This is a genomic window from Streptomyces sp. GC420 (assembly GCF_009916105.1).
In the GTDB taxonomy this organism is placed as follows: Bacteria; Actinomycetota; Actinomycetes; order Streptomycetales; family Streptomycetaceae; genus Streptomyces.
Genome location: NZ_JAAAXQ010000049.1, coordinates 12,539 through 29,737 on the forward strand (window position 1 = coordinate 12,539; position 17,199 = coordinate 29,737).

Annotated in this window: 12 protein-coding genes and 2 pseudogenes; 1 reads left to right on the forward strand and 13 read right to left on the reverse strand. The window is 70.9% G+C overall.

From position 1 onward, the window contains the following. Positions 1-12 precede the first annotated feature (12 nt). The 12 genes and pseudogenes from GUY61_RS09160 to GUY61_RS41145 all read right to left on the reverse strand — a co-directional run bounded on the left by GUY61_RS09160 (position 13) and on the right by GUY61_RS41145 (position 14,571). The gene (locus GUY61_RS09160) at positions 13-1,050 is read right to left on the reverse strand and encodes a 3-oxoacyl-ACP synthase (protein WP_166629579.1); all 1,038 of its coding nucleotides are present in this window, start codon (positions 1,048-1,050) and stop codon (positions 13-15) included. Continuing rightward, positions 1,037-1,861, reverse strand: a complete 825-nt coding sequence (locus tag GUY61_RS09165; protein ID WP_243766300.1) for an HAD family phosphatase — start codon at positions 1,859-1,861, stop codon at positions 1,037-1,039. Before GUY61_RS09165 ends, GUY61_RS09160 begins: the two co-directional genes overlap by 14 nt. 4 nt (positions 1,862-1,865) lie before the next feature. Further along, entirely contained in the window at positions 1,866-2,831 is a 966-nt protein-coding gene (locus tag GUY61_RS09170; RefSeq protein WP_313896586.1) for an aldo/keto reductase, read from the reverse strand. A gap of 17 nt (positions 2,832-2,848) precedes the next feature. Further along, positions 2,849-4,081, reverse strand: a complete 1,233-nt coding sequence (locus GUY61_RS09175) for a beta-ketoacyl-[acyl-carrier-protein] synthase family protein (RefSeq protein ID WP_313896587.1) — start codon at positions 4,079-4,081, stop codon at positions 2,849-2,851. Beyond that, complete coding sequence (locus GUY61_RS09180; RefSeq protein ID WP_166629580.1) at positions 4,078-4,317, reverse strand: acyl carrier protein; 240 nt, start codon at positions 4,315-4,317, stop codon at positions 4,078-4,080. Before GUY61_RS09180 ends, GUY61_RS09175 begins: the two co-directional genes overlap by 4 nt. 17 nt (positions 4,318-4,334) lie before the next feature. Then, positions 4,335-5,381, reverse strand: a complete 1,047-nt coding sequence (locus tag GUY61_RS09185) for a beta-ketoacyl-ACP synthase III (RefSeq protein ID WP_166629581.1) — start codon at positions 5,379-5,381, stop codon at positions 4,335-4,337. Next, complete coding sequence (locus tag GUY61_RS09190) at positions 5,378-6,373, reverse strand: AfsA-related hotdog domain-containing protein (protein ID WP_279576781.1); 996 nt, start codon at positions 6,371-6,373, stop codon at positions 5,378-5,380. The genes GUY61_RS09185 and GUY61_RS09190 overlap by 4 nt, the downstream gene beginning before the upstream one ends. A gap of 267 nt (positions 6,374-6,640) precedes the next feature. Then, positions 6,641-7,087: a hypothetical protein gene (locus GUY61_RS39940; RefSeq protein ID WP_243766304.1), complete on the reverse strand. Its 447-nt coding sequence runs from the start codon at positions 7,085-7,087 to the stop codon at positions 6,641-6,643. A 6-nt stretch (positions 7,088-7,093) separates the two neighbouring features. Beyond that, positions 7,094-8,721: pseudogene (locus GUY61_RS09200) on the reverse strand (DNRLRE domain-containing protein); the annotation flags it as partial. 169 nt (positions 8,722-8,890) lie between these two features. After that, a complete protein-coding gene (locus GUY61_RS09205) occupies positions 8,891-9,556 on the reverse strand; it encodes a hypothetical protein (RefSeq protein WP_208105745.1) in 666 nt (221 codons plus the stop codon). A gap of 182 nt (positions 9,557-9,738) precedes the next feature. Then, positions 9,739-9,870, reverse strand: coding sequence for a carboxylesterase family protein (locus GUY61_RS39945; RefSeq protein ID WP_243766301.1), 132 nt, complete (start codon positions 9,868-9,870; stop codon positions 9,739-9,741). 102 nt (positions 9,871-9,972) lie between these two features. Further along, positions 9,973-14,571: a cation-translocating P-type ATPase gene (locus GUY61_RS41145; RefSeq protein ID WP_166629583.1), complete on the reverse strand. Its 4,599-nt coding sequence runs from the start codon at positions 14,569-14,571 to the stop codon at positions 9,973-9,975. A 321-nt stretch (positions 14,572-14,892) separates the two neighbouring features. Here GUY61_RS41145 and GUY61_RS09215 point away from each other — a divergent pair, with 321 nt between their 5' ends. After that, the gene (locus tag GUY61_RS09215; protein WP_208105746.1) at positions 14,893-15,159 is read left to right on the forward strand and encodes a hypothetical protein; all 267 of its coding nucleotides are present in this window, start codon (positions 14,893-14,895) and stop codon (positions 15,157-15,159) included. A 1,726-nt stretch (positions 15,160-16,885) separates the two neighbouring features. Here the strand turns inward: GUY61_RS09215 and GUY61_RS39960 are convergent. Beyond that, a pseudogene (locus tag GUY61_RS39960) lies at positions 16,886-17,199 on the reverse strand (hypothetical protein); the annotation flags it as partial.

Genomic DNA, 17,199 nt, shown 5'->3' on the forward strand with positions numbered 1-17,199 from the left:
GTAGGAGCGGGTTCAGCGGGCGGGACGGGCGACGACCGCGCACGTGAAGCCGAAGCCCCCGCCCGCCGAGATGGTGAGGGCGATCTCGCCCGGTGCGAGCAGCTCCTGCTCCCGGATGTCCGTGAGGTTCGCTGCCATGTCGCCGGCTCCCAAGTGGCCGGTGCGGTTGCCCAGTTCGACGATGCGTGCCTTGGTCAGGCCCTCGACCGCCGGGTGGTACGTCTCGCGGCGGACCTTGATGCCCACCCTGGGGAGGGCGAGGACCCGGATGCGGGGGTCGTCGACGTCCAGGCCGGCCTCCTCCAGCGCGGTCGTGACGATGCCGCGCAGCGCGGTGTGCACTCCGCTGTAGAAGCCGTCGAGGCCGACATCGGTGATGAACGCCTTCTTGGTGCGCTTGACGTCGATCCGGTCGCTGATCCACCGGCTCGCCGGGGTGAACTCGTCCCGGCCGCGGTGCAGTCCCTCGGCCGCCGAGACGGCGGCGCTGGACAGGCCGAGGAGCGTGAACTCGTCGAGGGCGTCGTCGCGTTCGTGCAGCAGGACCGCCGTGGCCCCGTCGCCGTAGAAGACGCCGTAGTCGCCCGCCCAGCGGTCGAAGCCCTCGTCGGGGAAGCGGTCGCCGGTGGTGACCAGTGCGGTGCCGGTGGTGCTGTCGGCGAGGAGCCGCGACGCGGCCGCCTCCAGTGCGGTGCCGCCGCCGTTGCACATCACCTGGATACCCAGGGGTACCCCGCGCACGGCGCCGATCCGGTGCGCCACGTAGTGCGCGGGTGACCAGAAGTCGTGGCCCTGGTGGTGGATCCAGGCGTGCGTGGTGAAGCCGAGGCCGGCGCCGTCCCAGTCCGCCGCAGCGAGCGCGTCGCGCGCCGCCTTCACCGCCATGTCCGGCGCCGAGACCATGTCCGACACCGGGACCTCGGTGACGCCCGTGTTCGTCAGGTCGTCCTCGCCGATCCTGCCGCGCGCGATGGCGTCCAGGGCGGTCTCGACGGTCCCCGGCAGACAGGTCCTGACGGCCCGGATCCCCAGCCCGTTACCGAGTCGCATGTGTGGGTTCCTCCGTGCTCGATGTGGATGGAGCCGATGGGGTGGATGGAGCCGGTGAGGTTGCCGGGGACGAGGCGGACGAGTGCGTGGTCGGGTCCGCAGCGGCGGTCCCCTGTGCCACCGCTGCGGGCCCGGCGGTCCTCGGCAGCCGGATCCAGCCGAGCTGATCGGCGTGTTCGGCGAGCACCGGGTCGTCCCCGACGACCCCCGCACCGCCCACGCAGGTCAGCAGCGGCAGGTCCGACGCGTGGTCGCCGTACGCGACACACTCCTCGGGACGTGCGCCCGACCGGTCCATCAGGGCCCGGGCGGCCGTGGCCTTCGCCTCGCCGATCATCGCGGTGCGTACCTCGCCCGTGTACCGGCCCGCGACCACCTCGGGCTCGCTGCACAGCATGTGGTCCGCGCCGAGGTGCTCCGCGATCGGGTCGAGGCAGGCTCGGAACGACCCCGAGACGAGCGCGACGTGGTACCCCTCGGCCTGGAGCCGGCGCAGTTCGCTTACGACCTCCTGGTGGAGGAAGCCGTCCCTCTGCCGCTCGCGGGCGAACCAGCGGCGTCCGTTCTCGGCGACCGCGGCCTGTTCCATCCCCGTGTAGCTGCGGTAGTAGGCGCGGTTGGTTTCCTCGCGGGGCACGCCGGCCTGTGCCGCAAGCGTCAACTCGCTTGCGGCCGCGCGGTATCGGTCCGGATCGGCGAGGTGGAACTCCAGGAAGGAGAACATGCTCTTGCTGTCGGTGAGTGTCTCGTCGACGTCGAAGAACGCGATCCGGACGGGCCGTTCACCCATGGCCTCGGTACTGTCGCTCATGCGCTCAGTACCTGCTTCCGACGGCGGCGGGCAGCGCGGCCAGGTCGGCCAGGTCCTCCTCGGTGAGGTGGACCTCCACCGCGGCCAGGTTCTCCCGCAGATAGCGGGAGTTCTTCGTGCCGGGGATCGGCACCACCCGGTCGCCCTGCGCCAGCGTCCAGGCGATGGCCACCTGGGCGGGCGTGACGGAACGGCGGTCGGCGACCTCCCGGATCACGTCGACGATGCGCTGGTTCGCCTCCATCGCGGCGCGGTGGAAGCGCGCGTTGGCGGTGCGGAAGTCGTTGTCCTCGAACTGGCCGGCGTGCAGGGTCCCGGTGAGGAAACCGCGGCCCAGCGGCGCGAACGGGATGAAGCTCGCCCCCACGCTCTCGCACCAGCCGACCATCCCGCCCGACTCGCCCTCCAGCGCGTCGCGTGTCCACAGCGAGAGTTCGGACTGGACGGCGGTCACCGGGTGGATCTCGTGTGCGTCGCGGGCCTGTGCGACGGTGGCCTCGGACAGGCCGAGCCAGCGCACCTTGCCCTCTTCAACGAGCTCTGCCATCGCGCCCCATGTCTCCGCCAGCGGGACGGCGGGGTCGATGCGATGGACGTAGTAGAGGTCGATGACGTCGATGTTCAGCCGTCGCAGGCTGGCCTCGACCGCCGTACGCAGATAGGCCGGTGAGTTGTCGCGGTGGGCCGCCCGGTGCTGAAGGTCGTCCAGGACGATGCCGAACTTCGTCGCGACGACCGCCTCGTCCCGGCGACCTGCGACGGCCTTGCCCAGCAGCGTCTCGTTGTGGCCCGCCCCGTAGATATCGGCCGTGTCCAGCAGGTTCCCACCGAGGTCCAGTGCCTCGTTGACGACCCGGATGGAGCGTTCGTCGTCTCGGGCGGACTCCTGGTAGAGCCAGCTCATGCCCATGCACCCGAGGCCGACGCTACCGATCCTGATTCCCGTGTTGCCCAGATCTCTCAGGCGCACCTTTCCTCCTTCTGGCTTCAGACGGCCGCGAATACGAGTGCGGCGTTGTGGCCGCCGAAACCGAGTGATGTGCTCACCGCGACCTCCAGGTCCGCCTCTGCCGCCTTGCCCGTCGTGACGTTGAGGTCGATCTCGGGGTCGAGCTCGGTGAGGTTGGCCGTCGGCGGGACCACGCCATGGCGCAGCGCCAGCGCGGTGAAGACGGCCTCGATGGCTCCCGCGGCGGCGAGCGCATGCCCGGTGACACCCTTGGTCGAGGTGACCAGCGGACGCTCGCCCAGGACCCGGCGCAGTATGCGGCCCTCGGCGACGTCGTTGAGCGGGGTGGAGGTGCCGTGCGCGTTCACGTGGTCCACCTCGTCCGTCCCCGCACCCGCGTCGGCGAGAGCGGCGCGCAGGGCGCGCTCCATCCCGGCTCCGCTCGGGTCGGGCGCGGTGGCGTGGTACGCGTCCGTCGACGAGCCGAAGCCGATCACGTTGGCGTAGACCGAGGCACCGCGCGCCCGCGCGTCTTCGGGCCGCTCCAGTACGAGGATTCCCGCGCCCTCCGCCGCGACGAAGCCGTCGCGCGCCGCGTCGAACGGCCGGGACGCGGCGCCCGGGTCCTCGCGCCGCCCCGAGAGCCCGCCCATCCGCGTCAGGCCGGTGATGGTCGCGGGCGTCAGGGCGGCCTCGGCGCCACCGGCGAGCACCACGTCGCAGGTGCCGGACCGCAGCAGGTCCCGGGCCAGGCCGATGGCGTTGGAGCCGGACGCGCAGGCGGTGGCAGTGACCATGCTCGGCCCGAACGCCTTGACGTCGATGGCGGTATGGCCCGCCACCATGTTCGACATCCCCATGGGGATCATCAGCGGGGAGACGCTCTTCGGCGCGTCCTCCAGGAACCTGCGGTGCTGCTGCTCCCACGTTCCCGTACCGCCGAGGGAGTTGCCGACGATGACGCCCACGCGGGTGCCGTCCCAGCTCCCCGGGTCGAGACCCGCGTCGGCCACCGCCTGGCGGGCGGCGACGATCGCCAGCTGTGTGAAGCGGTCCAGCCGCCAGGCATTGCTCGGCCCGAGCAGCGCCCCGGCATCGAAGCCGGGCACGCGGCAGGAGAAGTCGACGGGGAGACCGGCGAGTTCGGGATCGGGAGCGGCGGTCGACCGGCCGGAGCACACCCGCTCCCAGCTCGTCCGCGCGTCGAGGCCGGCAGCGGTCACGAGTCCGACACCCGTGATCGCCACGGCCCCCTTCGAGGGGACGGTCACGCGCGCACGCCCTGGGCCTCGATGAGCTCGACGGTGTCCGCTATGGTCGTCTCGCCCTGGAGGACGTCGTCGGTGAGGTCGGCCCCCAGCTCCCTGTTGATGAGCATGGTCAGCTCGATCAGCGCGAGCGAGTCGAGGGCGAGATCCTTGTAGGTCATCTCCGGCTCGATCTTCGCGGCGGGCACGCCGAGCTGGGAGACGAGCAGATCGGTCAGCTTTTCCTGTACAGCGCTCATGATTCCGCTTTCCTCGTTCACTTGGTGTAGGTGGATTCAGCAGGCGCCGGGGGACCCGGCAGTGGTTCGACGGACACCTCGGGAAACTCCAGGGCCGCGGCCCCCCAGGTGAGGCCTCCGCCGAAGCCGCACAGCAGCACCCGGTGGCCCGGTGTGATCGAGCCCGTGTGCACGGCGTCAGCCAGCGCCAGCGGGATGGAGGCGGCAACGGTGTTGCCGACCCGGTCGAGGTTGACCACCAACTTCTCCTCGGGCAGCCTGAGTTCATTGCCTACGGCGGTCAGGATGCGGATGTTCGCCTGGTGGGCGACGAGCCGGTCAATGGACTCGAGGGGCCAGTCGAGCTGTTTCGCCAGCCGCCGCGACGACTCGCTCATCCGCGTCACGGCGTTGCGGAACACCGAACGGCCCTGCATCGTGAAGAACTCGTCGCCCGGTGCGGCGAGCCCCTTCGAGCGGTACTCGGACCCGCCGCCCGGCACAGTGATCAGGTCGGCCTGGGAGCCGTCGCTGGCCAGGTCGAACCCGAGCAGCGCACCGCGTTCCCACAGGCTTCCGGCGCGCAGCACCATCGCCCCCGCACCGTCCCCGAAGATCGACCTGGTCGTACGGTCCCCGGGGTCGAGGATGGTGGAGAAGGTGTCGGCGCCGATCACCAGGGCGCTGTCGGCGATCCTCGCACGGATCATGCTCGACGCGGTCGCCAGCGCGTACACGAACCCCGTGCACACGGCGGCCACGTCGAACGCGGGTATCTCTCCGAGCCCGAGCCGGCTGGCCACTTCCGGCGCCGTAGCGGGGCACGGGTGGTCCGGGGTGCTCGTGGCGAGGATGAGGAGGCCCACCGAGTCCGTGCCCGCCGAGGCGAGCGCCCGGGCCCCGGCCTCGATCGCGACGTCCGAGGTGGACAGTCCCGGCGGGACCACGAACCGCTGCCGGATCCCGGTGCGGGTGGTGATCCACTCGTCGGTGGTGTCGAGTTGCCGGGCGAGGTCGTCGTTGGTGATCCGCGTCGGTGGCAGCCAGCCACCGAGCCCCGCCAGCACCGCCGCACGTCCGCTCACCGTGCGCTCCGGTGTGACGCGGGGACGGTCGTGGTCTCCACGGTGCCGGACGCGACCTCATCGCCGTTCTGCTGGAAGGCGATCCGGAAGGTCTGGATCCCGTCGCTGTCGTGCTCGGGGATCGCCCTGATCGTGGTCGGCGCGTCGAGTTCGGCGAACTTGGCGAAGCCGAGGTCGAACCCGACCAGCGTGGTCCCGTCCGCGGGCCGGCCGAGGAGCCGGGCGCCGGCGAGGAGGGAGGCCTGCCGTGCGGCCTCCGTGAGCACCATGCCCGGCAGGTGGTCCTGCGCGTGGTCGAACATGCTCGGGTTGTCGTTGGGGGTCCGTACGCCGGCGGAGATTCCGTCACCGTCGTGCACAGGGTCGATGAGCAGGGCGTTGACCGGGCCCGCGCGTCCAAGGTCCTGAGGGGCGACCGTCGCCGGGACGGTCGCGACGTCGTCGGACGAGACGGGCGGGCTGCCGCGCCGCTTTGACCGGATGAAGGAGTACGTCCCCGACGACAGGTGGCCGACCGCCATGTGCACCTCGCCGACCTCCTCACCGGAGAGCAGGAAGCGCATCTCGTACGTGACCGATCGGGCGGGCGCGGTCGCGCCGACGGGTCGGTCGGTCGTGACCTGGATGGTCAGCTCCGCCGGGTCGCCGGAGTGCGCGGTGAACAGGCCGGGCAGCCGCATGGACCACGACTGCAGGACGAACTTCGTGTCGCTGTCGACGCCGAGGTGAGTGTGCGCGCCGTATGTCTCGGCCTGCCGAGCGCACTCCAGGAGCAGGATCGGGTCGACAACCGTGTGGCCGATGTGATCGGTGAAGTAGGCGTGCGAGGAAGGGAGTTGGGCGCCCGCGAGGAAGCACTGCTCGTCCACCGCCGAGGTGTCGGTGAGGAACACTTCCGACAAGGCCCGTCGGTGGAGGAGGCGCCGGTCGACAGACCGGACGAACTCGAGTGCCCGGACACCGGACGCAAAGGTACTTGTGAACACCGTCATCGGCGGGTAACCCCCTCCCAAGAGCGCGGTGGTACTCGCACCGGTGCTCTCGGAATCTCGTAGTCGTGCACCGGCGGACCAACGCGTCCGCGGTTGACGGTGACGAAATTAGCCACGGCATCTTTCGTCCCACTGTCGGAGCGTGTAAGGGGCTGACATCCCGCTGTCAGGACCGCTGACATGAGGGTTCGCAGAGGGCGTTCTGCGAGAGTTCGGCGGTTTCTCGTGGTGCTTGAACGCGGGTGATCCGGTTCCTGGCCTTGCGGTTCACCGGAAATGGGGCGCGCTGGTGGGCGTTGGCGGGTGCCCTGCGCATCCGAGCGATCTGCCGGATGATGGCAGGCGTCCGCTCTGCCCATGGCCGAGCGGGATGTCGACCGGCGGGAACCACAGGTCACACTGGGCCGGGTCGCCGGGCTGATAGGTGGTGCGCGAGACCGGATCGACGGGCAGACAGGCCGGCCTCAGCTCCTCCGGGCAGCCGGCCGCGGTGAAGGCCGGGAGTACACCGGCGGCCGGTCCGTCGCCGTCCGCCCGGTCCTTCCCGGCCGCCCTCGCCAGCGCAGCCTCCTCGTTCCAGGCCTCCCGCTCCGCGAGCTGCCGTACCCGGTGCTCCCGCAGCACGGCCACGTCCACGGAGTCCAGCGCGATCGCCGCCGCCAACCCTTCCGTCTTCGGATCGCAGGGCATCCCCGGGACGTACTCCTCGACCATCTAGTCGTCGTAGCGAAGCTGATCGGCCTCCGCCGCCAGCGGCACCCGGGCCGCAATGCGGGTTCCGTCGTCGGGCAGCGTCACACCGCCGGGGCCGACGTGGAAGGTGTACGAGACCGGGTCGGACGTGTTCTCCTCCTTGTCCGTGGCCCGGACCTGGAGGACGTTGGTGCCAGCCTCCTCGGGCGCCAGGGTGATCTTCACCGGGGTGGTGCCGCTGGTCGGGACCTCTCCCAGACCGCGCCGTCCAGCGACCACTCGATGCCGTTCTGGTCACCGGACGGCAGGGTGACGGTGAAGTCGCCGTTCCGGCCGACGCCCTTGACCCAGGCGTTGGTCGGGTAGTCGGTGGAGGTCACCGCACTGGGCGCGGAGGGGGCGCCGGTGTCGACGGTGAAGTACGCGTAGGCGGACCAGCCGGTGTTGTAGTGCTGGCCGTCGTACGGAGACGTGCGGAACTTGTACGTCTCGCCGTTGGTCAGCTGCCCCGAGGGCACCTTCACCGCGGCCGGCTGCCCGGAGGCCACGAAGGGCGAGACCAGGACGTCCCCGACCTGCGTACCGGTGGCGTTGTCGAAGATCTGGAAGGTGCCGTCGACCTTGTCGTTATTGGGGTCGACGAAGGTGTCCTGCAGGGTCGGCGTCGTGGTGTTGACGAACCATGTACCGCCGGAGTCCTTGAAGAACGGCGGGCCGGCCTGCTGGTCGGTGCCGGTGCGCGGACGGTAGTTGTAGTTCACCACCAGCTTCGGCGGATTCGATGCCGCGTTGGCGGAGTTCACCCGCTTCCACTGCGCAATGACCGACTCGAGCGTGGCCCGCAGGCCCATGTGCCCGCGCGTGGCCTTCGCCGACGCCCACTCCAGCGCCAGTGTCGTCACATCGGCATTGATCCACCCGTCCGGAGCCGTGGTGCACGAGGGGTTGCCGCGTGTCTCGGTGGAGGTGGCCTTCTTCGCCGTCATCGTCGGCCGGTTCGTCCACCGGCTGGATGTCGACGCGGCGGGAGAGGACCACACCTCCCACGACCGCGCCGTGCAGTCGGTGTTGCCCGAATGGAAGTTCCACAGGCTCAGCTTCGCGCTGGAGACCAGAGCGTCCGCGATCGGAGAAGAGTTCCAGGAGATGAACGACTGCGCGGTGCGCGGCGTGCCGTCGGCGTTGGTCGCGCCCGGGTTGCCGAAGTCCAGCTCGGTGTCCGTGGACAGGTCAACCGTCTCGCCCTGCTGGACATAGGTGTCGAAGACGTTCGACAGCGACGACGCCGACGGGTCGACCGTGACGGGATACCGGGTCGCTGGGTCCGCGAGGAACTTCGCGTCCGGTGTGATCACCAGATCCACGCCGCCCTTGGTCTGCACGACGTTCATCGCGACCCGGGCCCGGTTCAGGTGCTCACCGGAACGCTCATCGACAGCCGCATCCCACATGACTGGCGCGGGCATGACAGCCCTCTTCCGGTTCTTGCCGTCGCTGAACAGCACACTGCCGTCAGCCAGCTGCTTGGCCCGCAGCCCCTTGGCCTTGAGCGGCAGCGTGTAGGAGTAGCCGCCGGCTGCCGGCCTCTGCTTGATCTCGACGACCCTCGTGGCGGCACCCTCGACCCGGCCCAGCACCCGTGACCGCCGCGGCACGATCGCCGGCCGATGTGCCGCCCGTACGATCTGGCGGCCGGTGTCGCCGACGGCGCCGCCCGGTCGGGGACTGCGGGGCCGTGGGGAGCGGCGCGTGCACGATGGCGCCCGCGTTGGCCCCCGGGATCAGGCCGTACACGAGGATGCACGAGGCGTCGATACGGCCCGGTTAGTCGCGGTCGGTGGGCATCCAGTGCGACCACTCGTGTTCGAGGTCGGTGAACACGCCCCGCAGCCGCACCCGGTCCTGCACCATCTGCTGGGCCACAGGCTCCGCACGGAGCAGCTTGCCTTGCTTGGCGCGCACCGGGTCGATCACCGGCATCAGGACGTGCTTCGGAATGACGCCCTCTTCCTGGAGGCGTTCCCACGAGGTGCGGATCGCCAGGACGCACATGTCGCGGCCGTAATTCCACTCCACGTAGATCACGGCCGCGTTCGTCTCATACGCCAGGAGAGAGGCCGCGGTGGACCATTCGGCCGACGACATCGCCGCCGACCGGTCATGGGTGGTCCACACGCGCTTGTCGTCACCCAGGTAGCCGCCGATGACGCCGGCGACATCCCGGCCACCACCGGACGGGTCGACCGCCGCGGCGATCTTCTGCGGGGTGACGCCGTGATCCTGGTCGCGGATCAGGCGCAGCAACTCCTCCGACACCAGCGCGCCCTCTGCAGGCTGCGGATCCCCCTGGGCGAGGGCGTGCCAGTCCCGCACGATCGACGTGTGGTCCCGGTATGTGCAGAACTGGGCGTGCCGCTTCTGGGTCTCTTTGGGCTGGCGTTCCCAGGGTTCCAGGTCCGGGTGGAGCATGATCGGGGTCAGGTTGCTCATGCCGCGTCACTGGGGACGTGGTGGGGGCCGGACAGGTACTCACCTGCCAGGTGTTCGAGGAGGCGCCAGCCCTGCCCCAGCGAGCAGCCGCTGGATCCGCCGCCGCGGTCGACGAGTGCCGCCGATGGCAACCGCCGCGACTGCCCGCGGGCGGCTCGCGCCGCGGGGAAGGGACCGGTGCCTTACGCCACCGCTGCCACGGGGTGGCCGGTGCGGGCGAAGGAGTTCCAGAGCTGGACGAGCAGGCGCATGAGGAGCGCCTCGAGTACGGCGACGGCCGCCTTCGTGAGGATCGCGGTGAGGATGTGCGGCATGGGAGCCGCCTTTCTTGTGCTAGCTGCAGGTACGGCTCCTTTGTCCGGCGTTCGGACGGCGCGGGGGCGGGGGGTCAGTGAACCCCAGGTGAATGGTCGTCGTCATGTCGGGGTCGGTGCGGTCGCGTGGCGGTCCCGGCGAGCCTCGGAGCGTCCCGCCTGCTGCCTTGCGGTGTGGATGCGCTCACGGCCATCGGCCGTCGGGGGCCCGGGGTGCGTTTCCGAACCGGGCAGGCGTCGCAGGGCTTCGGACAGCACGACGGGTGCCGCCGCCGCGGTCAGGGCGATGGCCCACCCCGCCGGTCCGAGTGGCCGGCTGCCGAAGAAGAGGCTGAGAGGGGGGATGGCGACGACCAGGGCGAGGGCCGCGAGGGAACCCAGTGCGGCGAGGAGGACGACCGGGTCGCTGCCTGCGTCGGTGAGGGTCTGCAGCAGTTGCGAGGCGACGAGGGCGACCAGGGCGACGGTGTCGGCGTGCGCGCGGGTACCGGTGCACCGCGCGGCGATCCACGCGCTGCCCGCCGCGAGGGCGGTGACGGTGGCGCGCAGGCGGATGTGCCGCGTCAGGGCCGTTCCCAGGGAGGACTCGGGGCCCTCTGCGAGCAGCTTCTCGGCGCGGCCGGCCGGGGGGCGGGCGGCTATGGCCATGGCCGGCAGCATGTCGGTGAGGAGGTTGACGAGCAGCAGCTGGCGTGCGTTGAGCGCGCTGCGTCCGGTGAGCAGCGTGGTGGCCAGGACGAAAGCGATCTCCCCCAGGTTGCCGCCGAGCAGGATGCCCAGCGCCTTGCGGACCGAGGCCCACATGGCGCGGCCTTCGACGATGGCGCGGACGATGGTCTCGATGCGGTCGTCGGTGACCACCACGTCGGCCGCGGTGCGGGCCGCGGGGGTCGCACGGGAGCCGATGGCGATGCCGATGTCGGCGATGCGGATGGCGGGTGCGTCGTTGGCGCCGTCGCCGGTGACGGCGACGACCCGGCCGGCCGCGCGCAGCGCGGTGACGATGCGCACCTTGTGCGTGGGGGTGACACGGGCGAAGACCGAGACCTCCGGCAGTCTGCTCGTCAGTTCGGCGTCGTCGAGTGCGTCCAGCTCCGGCCCGGTCATCAGGCGCGGCGCATGGTCGGGCCGGAGTTCGGCGGCGATGGCTGCGGCCGTGCTGGGGTGGTCTCCGGTGAGCATCACGATCCGCACGCCTGCCGCGGCCAGCCGGGCGACGCTTTCCGCGGCGGTGGGCCGGATCGGGTCGGCCAGGCCGATCAGTCCCAGCAGGCACAGTCCCTCGACATCGGCGTCCTCAAGGGACGGGTGGGCGTCGTCGAGGTCCCCCGGGTCGCGCTCCGCCACCACCAGCATGCGCAGGCCGCGCCGGGCGTGCCCGTCGATGTCGCGGTCGATGGCCTTGCGCAGTTCCCCGGTGAACGGCGCGGTGGTGTCGTTCTGCCGGACCCGTCGACAGCGGGCCAGGACGACCTCCGGCGCGCCCTTGACGACCAGCCGCCGCTGTCCGCCGGTCCGGCCGAGGACCGCGTGGTAGCCGCGACCGGGTTCGAAGGGCAGTTCCGCAAGCCGCTGCCAGCCGTCCGCCGCCTCCGTCGCCACGCCGGCCTTCTCGGCTCCGGCGGCGATGGCCCGGTCGGTGGGGTGGGTGAGTTCCGATGCCGGGCCGGGCGGTGCCGCCAGGGCAGCGGTGGCCACGACCCGGCGCAGTCGCGGAGTGAGCGCGCCGAGCGGGCGCCCTTCGACGCCGTCGGAGACCTGCTGCAGGCTGATCCGTCCTTCGGTGAGGGTGCCGGTCTTGTCGAAGCACAGCACATCCGTGCGGCCGAGCGCCTCGATGGTGGGGGCGCTGCGCACGAGGGTGTTGCGGGTGGACAGTCTGCGGGCGGCGGCCAGTTCGGCGACGGTGGCGACGAAGGGCAGGCCTTCGGGTACGGCGGCCACGCACAGGCTGACCGCGGAGCCCAGAGCCGGGCCGAGGGGCCGCCTCCGGGTGATCTCGGCAAGGAACAGCAGCCCGGCGGAGGCGATGGACAGGGGCAGGAACCAGCGGCCCAGGGCGTTGAGCCGGTGTTCGACGCCGCTGGGCGGTGCCGTCTGTGCGGGGGCTGCCTGGGCGGCGCGGCCGGCCTCCGTGGCGGTGCCGGTGGCGACGACCACGGCGAGGGCGCTGCCGGCCGCCACAGCCGTGCCCTGGTAGAGCATGGAGTGGCGGTCCGCCACCGCTGCCGCCGCAGTCGGGGCGGGGGTCTTGGACACGAGCTGGGACTCACCGGTGAGGCTTGCTTCGTCGGCTTCCACGCCCGTCGCCTCGAGCAGGCGGCAGTCGGCCGGAACCGTGTCACCGGCGTGCAGTTCGATCACGTCTCCGGCCACCAGGCGGTCAGCGGGTGTCTCGGCGGTGCCGGGCCGGCCTGCCCTGCGCAGCCGTACGCGGGCGGAGGCCGCCTCCAGGAGGCTTTCGGCGGCGCGGTCGGCGCTCACGCGCTGGGCTCCGCCGACGAGCGCGTTGACGCCGAGCACGCCGCCGATGAGCAGCGCGTCCAGGACGGAACCGAGCGCGGCAGAGATGGCGCCGCCGACTCCCAGGACGGGCGTGAGCGGATTGGCCAGCTCCTCCGCGACCCTGCCGATCAGCGTGCCGGCGACGGGCGGTCCGCCGTGTCCGGCGGCCTCGCGGCGCCTGGCGGCCTCGGCCTCGTCGAGTCCCCGCGTGGACGTCCCGAGCCGGCTGAGGACTTGACGTACCGTCATGGCATGCCAGGGCGTCCGGTCGGTGATGGACGGGGCCGGGCGGTGGCGCAGTGTCCGCCCGGCCCAGAGGCCGGCTCCGATCCCGGCGATGGTCACGGCGTCGGTCACCAGGCGGGCGCGGGCCCAGGCGCCGCGCCGAAGGACGGCCGGCCCCGCTGCCGCACCCACGAGGGCGCCGGCCGCTTCCAATCGGACGCACCGCCGGGACAGGGCGCCGGCCTCGGGAAGCGCGGTCAGCAGCAAGTGCGCTACATCGGGGGCGCCTGCCACGTCCGCGTCCCATCGCACCCGGCGGGCGCCGTCCGTCACCCCGATGCCCAGGTCGGCATGGGCCAGCGCACGGCGGGCGCCGGTCGCCACGACAGCCACACCCCGGCCCTCCCTCTGGAGGGAGCGGACCACCGCCACTGTGCGGGTCCCGCCGGTGGGGAGGGCCTCGTCCAGTCCGAAGCGGCGGTTCAGCCCGGGCGGGCCGCCGACGAGCACAACCCGGCCGCACGCGCGGGCCGCCTGCATCAAGTGCTCTGCGAGGGGGCGCAGTTGGGGGACCATGCGCGCGAGGGCCACGGGCTGCTTCCGCCGGGTCACGAGCAGCACCCGCGCACCCTGCTCGGCCCACTCATCAGCCATGGCCGCCGTCTTGGGGGGCAGTTCCATCGGCGTGTCGTGATCGGCGGAGAGCGGATGCAGCGTCCATGCCCCCTGTGTACGGGGGTGAGGGGGAAAGCCCTTGTCGACCATCTCGTGCACGAGCGCGTGGATCTCGTCGACCTCCCTGCCGTGCGGGCCACTGGTTCGCTCCTGCGGTGGCGCGACGGGAGCCACCGCATCGACGGTCCAGGTGCGTGTGACCAGCAGGCGGGCGTCGAGGACGACGGTGTCGACGCGGTCGAGCCTGCGCAGCGCCTCCGGCCGCAGCACAAGACCTCCCCGAAGGGACGCGGCTCGGCCCACCGCGGCGGCGAAGGCCTCCCGACCCGCCCAGGGGCCTCTGGGTATGCCCGCGATCAGCAGGGCCAGCGCCCGGTCGTGGCTGCGGGTGAGAGCACCTGTGAGTCCGTAACCCGCCACGGCCGCCGACACGGCCGTGTTCGCGTACCGCCCAGCGGGACCCAGGGGCAGCGGCACCGGCCGCCGGCGGACCGGCGCGGCGTCATGGCGATACGCCCCCTCGCGCCCGGCCGCCCCCGACGACCAGTCTCGCCAGGCCTCGCACCGGGCCTTGGCCTCCGCATACCGGGCAGTGGCAAGCGTGCCGGAGACCAGGGGGCCGAGCGGCCGGTACGTCAGTGTGGAGGCGACCAGATTCACCGCGGCCCAGCCGGCCTCGGCGGCCGCGGGGCCGATGGCGCGGGTGGTGGCCTCCCGCAGCCGCGGAGTGGCCTCGCCGAGTTGGACGAGAGCCGGTACGACGGGTGGCAGACCGGGCGCGCGGGCGATCCGTCCCACCACGGCCACGCCGAAGGCGGCGGCACTCGCCGCCACCTGCAGGGCCGCCCCGACCGGCCCCTCGGGAGCTCCCGGGTAGCCGATGGCGCGCGGGGCACGCCCCGCGCGGGCATCGCCGACCCCGCGGGGGCCGTCCCCGCGGGCCTCCCCCTCGGCGGCATCTGCGGCCTGCGCGTCGGCTTCGGCCACGACAGCGATCATGCCCTCCAGGTCGGTACCGGACGGGTCGCAGGCGACGAACACACAACCGAGCGTCCCGTTCACCTCCGTGCGATCCACTCCGGGGAACTCGCTCAGCCGTTCCTCCAGGGCACGTGCGGCCTCCGTCGTCGCGGGCCCTCCCAGGTGCCGGATCTCGATCTGCACCCCGCCGGCCACCACCCAGCTGCGACGGGCCCCCGGTATCAGCACGCGGCCCACCACGGACAGCACCACGGGTGCGGCGTTCAGGGCCCCTACGGCCGCTCGGACCGCCCTGGAACAGAGAGAGGAGATCATCCGCGCGCCTCCGCCACCGCCTGCCCGCGAAACGGGCACCGGCTCGCATCACATCGCGTCCTTCCCACCAGTATGCGCACGCCCCACCAGCACCTGCCCTGCCGACTCCGTGCGGCTGCCTCCGCTGCGGGTTCCGGAGCTGCCGCCCGGCGGCGATTACGCGCAGAATGGAAGGAAGGCAATTATTCGATCAGTGCGATCCGGGTGATTCTCATGATGCCCACAGGAACCCAGACGGCCGAGAGGACTCAGCCGCCTGCGACGGCCACGCAAGGCGGTGAGGTTCTGCACATGCACCGCGCCCACCCCACCGTTCCGTACATGACTCCGGGAGATCTCAAGGCCAGCGCGAAGGCGATGACCTCACACCTGCCGGCCTTCCCGGGCAAGGACCTTCTCTTCTACGGTGGCCTCGGGGCGCTGACCGTCGCCGGTGCGCTCGAGTGGCCCGTCGCCCTGGCCATCGGCGGAGCGACCTACGTCGTGCGCGGCCGGGCAGGCGAAGAGACCGAGGCGGATGCGGGCGAAGCGGCCGGCACCGGCCGGACCGGCGAGGCGAGGCAAGCACCGCAGCGCAGCGAGGGCTGACGCCGGACGACGTCGCCGGCGGGAGCGGAACCGGGCGTGCGTCGGTCCCTGTCCCGGGTCGGGGCGCAGGGATGGAAGGTTGACTACCGCGAATCGGTAGCCCCTTCGACCGCTTGAACACGCACGGTCCCGTCCTCTCGGCAACCTCCTCCAGTCGTGCGGAGAACCCTTCGGTCCGGAACACAGCCAGGGACCAGGCCACGGATGAGGTCGCAAGCGGGCGTCGAGTGGCTGACACGGGCCGTTCTCGGACCCCGCGTCCTCACAGCGTCCTCACGATCTTGGTTCAACCCTGCGATCCGGCCGTCCCGTAACCGTCCACAGCCTCGCTCGTTGATTCCACCGCAGCTCAGAGACACCGTGAGCCTCAGGAACAACACGCGCATCCGGGAATCCGAAGTCGCGAGCAGCGGATTCTGCTCCGTTCAGCCCGAGTTGGCGTTTCCACCCTCAAAGAATGGCGATTCCGCAGGTCAGAGGCCTGCGTTGGTGGGGCGGGTGGGACTCGAACCCACGGCCGACGGATTATGAGTCCTTTGAGGATCTTGGCGGCCCTTGCCGATCAACGCCGATCCATGGCATTTTCGCAGGTCAAGCGCGGTGCGCGGTGTCAGCGTCAGTTCATCCTTGCCTGTCTGTTCCTATCCTTGTGTCCTCAACGCGTCCCCAACATGCGCCTTGAGGACGACAACGGAAGCGGGAACGGCCCGAGTTGCCAGTTCGCGGAGGAGTTTCGAACCCGGCCGCAGCGCATTCGCCTTCCAGCGCGCAGAAACTCGCGCCCCGGTAGTCGGGAGCCGATGGCGCCAACCGCCAGGCGTGACACGTTTAGTCATCCGCGGCTACCAAGGCGTCGGGGCCCGGCCTCGGCTTCCCGTCGTCGGCCGACCGACGGCGGCGACCCCGTTGCGCCTCGGTCTCCGTCGCGATCTGTACCGCCCCTCAGGGAACTCGGCATCGCAGACGCGCTTACTGGACGGATAACCCCAACTGCCCCTCGGTCACGCGACCTCTACAGTAGGCGGGGGAGGCGCATCCGGGAATTCCCGAAAAGCGAGAATTCTTTCTTCATCCTCCGTTTCCGCCATTTCCGCCGTTCCCGTTTCCGCCGTCCCCGCCGTTTCCGCCAGTGCCGCCGTTTCCACCCGTACCGCCGGACTGCGTGCAGGAGCTTGAGCTTGTGAGCACGGGCATGCAGTACATCACGTTCACCGTAGTACTATGCCCGCCGCTGCCGTTGTTGTTTCCATAGCTGTTCCCGCCGCTCCCGCCCTGGCCATTACCACCGCTGCCGCCGTTGCCCGACGATGTCGGGTCGGTGTAGGCAATCTCCCGGGGCGGAGTCACGAGGTTCACAAACGCTTCACCGAGACTCGACGCCAGAGCCGTTCGCCCCGTACTTTCGAAATTCTTGTACACGCCCAAGGTATCGCTCTGCCGATAACCATCGGCCGCAAAGGCCGGAGAGGCTCCACTCGAAAGGCCGACGGCCACGACGGTGGCTGTTGCAAGCCGACAGAATGAACTACGCATTGATCTCCCCTTCATCGACAGTGCAGGTAAAGGAATTTCGCGGGATTTTTGATGCAGCCAGTCGAAATCGGAGCTGATGACGCAGGCAACGCCAACTTCCGCCGAGCTAGTCCAGGTGTGCGGTGCCAAGGTGGGTGGGCCAGGCAACTCCGGTAATACCGGCCTGGCCCACTGATACATCTGCGGCAGATCGTCAGTCGTTCCCGCCGTTGCCGCCGTTGCCGCCGTTCCCGCCGTTCCCGCCGTTGGCATTGCCGCCGTTTCCGCCGTTACCAGCGTTCGGGTAGATACTCTGCGTTCCACCGTTGTTGGTGTTTCCGGAGATGGCGCCGCTGGGGCCGTTGTTGCTTCCGTAGCTGTTCCCACCGTTCCCGGCGACGGCGTTCCCACCGTTGCCCCCCGCCCCGGCGGTGTCGGGCGGTGTCGACTCGAACGCGAGCGAGTAGGTGATGGTGATCTTCCCGTTCCCGCTGTTCACGCCGGGGATGAAGGTGCTGCGGTCAGGTC